The organism is Endozoicomonas sp. SESOKO2 (genome assembly GCF_024606245.1).
Taxonomy (GTDB): domain Bacteria; phylum Pseudomonadota; class Gammaproteobacteria; order Pseudomonadales; family Endozoicomonadaceae; genus Endozoicomonas_A.
On the sequence record NZ_JAHHPQ010000711.1, the window covers coordinates 1 to 2056 of the forward strand.

Genomic DNA, 2056 nt, shown 5'->3' on the forward strand with positions numbered 1-2056 from the left:
CAAGGTCTGTTTCGTGCAGAGCTGGATTACCCACCTTCAGTTCTGCCATCGCACCGACCAGCAAGTCCTCAATACGTTCAGCAATATCATCCTGAACGTAGAGAACCCGCAGAGCAGAACAACGCTGCCCGGCACTGGCGAAAGCTGACTGAACAACGTCATTAACGACCTGCTCCGGCAGAGCAGTGGAGTCTACGATCATGGCATTCTGACCACCGGTCTCAGCGATCAGTGGAATGATAGCGCCCTCACGCGCAGCCAGAGTCTGGTTTATGAGTCTCGCTGTCTGGGTTGAACCGGTGAAAGCGACACCAGCAATTCGGGGATCGGTGGTCAACTGATGACCAATATCCTTACCTTCACCCGGAACCAATTGAATCACATCGGCAGGCACGCCGGCTTCCAGCATCATCTCAACAGCACGTGCCGCAATGAGAGTAGTTTGCTCGGCGGGCTTAGCCACAACGGTGTTACCGGAGGCCAGAGCCGCGACAACCTGCCCCAGGAAAATAGCCAGAGGGAAGTTCCAGGGACTGATGCAAAGGAATACACCACGACCGGTCAGATAAAGCTCATTAGATTCGCCGGTAGGCCCGGGCATAACCTGAGGTGCAGAGAATTTCTCACGAGCCTGGTTGGCATAATAACGACAGAAGTCAACCGCCTCTCGCACTTCATCGAGACTGTCGTGAATCGTCTTGCCGGCTTCTTTGTGACAGAGTGCCACCAGCTCTTCAAGATTGGCTTCCAACAGACCTGCCAGCTTTTCAAGGCTCTGGGCACGAGTTTCTACTGGCGTCTGATTCCAGCTGTCAAACGCCTTGTGAGCCACTGAAATAGCCTGATCCACTTCTTTTTCTCCGGCGTAATACAGACGACCAGCCAGCTCACTGAGCTGATAAGGACACTGCACATCTTCCGCTATTCCAGTTTCAACCTGTTGACCGGAAATCACAGGGCCTTTCTGCCATGTTTGGCTCATAAACTTCTGAACCGATTTCGAAAAAGGCTGCCATTGGGACTCAATATCGATATTTACACCTATGGAATTGACTCTGTCCCCTCCAAAAATATCTGAAGGTAAGGGAATTCGGTCATTGGCCAGAGAGCTGTGTTTCTCAAGCACACTGACAGGATGATGCACCAGATCCACCGCAGGCGTCCTGGCATCCACCAGACGATGAACAAAGGATGAGTTAGCTCCATTTTCCAGTAGTCGGCGCACGAGGTAGGGCAGCAAATCTTTGTGACTACCCACGGGTGCATAAATGCGAACGTCTGATTTTTCCTGATCCAGCACTGTGTTATAGAGGGCATCGCCCATTCCGTGCAGACGCTGGAATTCATATTGTTTGTGTTCAGCCATGCTCAGAATGCTGGCGACAGTATGAGCATTGTGGGTAGCAAACTGGGGATAAATAGTCCCTTTAACAGGCTCACTCAGCAGAAAACGTGCACACACCAAATAAGCGACGTCTGTTGCTTCTTTGCGAGTATAAACCGGGTAGCCGGAATATCCTGACTGCTGACACAGTTTGATTTCACTGTCCCAGTAGGCGCCTTTTACCAAACGCACAGGAATTTCATCACCCTGCTCTTTTGCCAGAGCAGCCAACCAGGCAAGAACGGGGAGTGCTCTCTTACCGTAGGCCTGAACAACCAATCCAAAACCACCCCACCCCCGGCATTCAGGATGACGGTAGAGCTTCTCGAACAGTTTCAGTGACAGCTCAAGGCGATCTTGCTCTTCGGCATCAATGGTGATTCCCACATTCAGACTTCTGGCACTTCGAATCAGTCCCAGCACACTGCCAAACAGTTCTTTAAGAACACGGGCTTCATTGGCCACTTCATAACGGGGATGCAAGGCAGACAGTTTGATAGAAACGGTGGGACGAAGGCCTTTATCACCGATACTCTGTTCCAGGCCAACGGACTCGACAGCCGCCATATAGGAAGCCAGATATTTCTGTGCATCTTTTTCGGTCAGTGCCGCTTCACCCAGCATATCAAAAGAATAGGTGTAGCCTTTCTCTCTTGGCTTTCGACCATTCTT

The 2056-nt window shown here is 51.3% G+C and carries 1 protein-coding gene; it reads right to left on the bottom strand.

The features are described from left to right. A partial coding sequence (gene putA, locus KDK17_RS17035) for a bifunctional proline dehydrogenase/L-glutamate gamma-semialdehyde dehydrogenase PutA (protein WP_257288630.1) occupies positions 1-2056 on the bottom strand: 2056 nt, incomplete at both ends.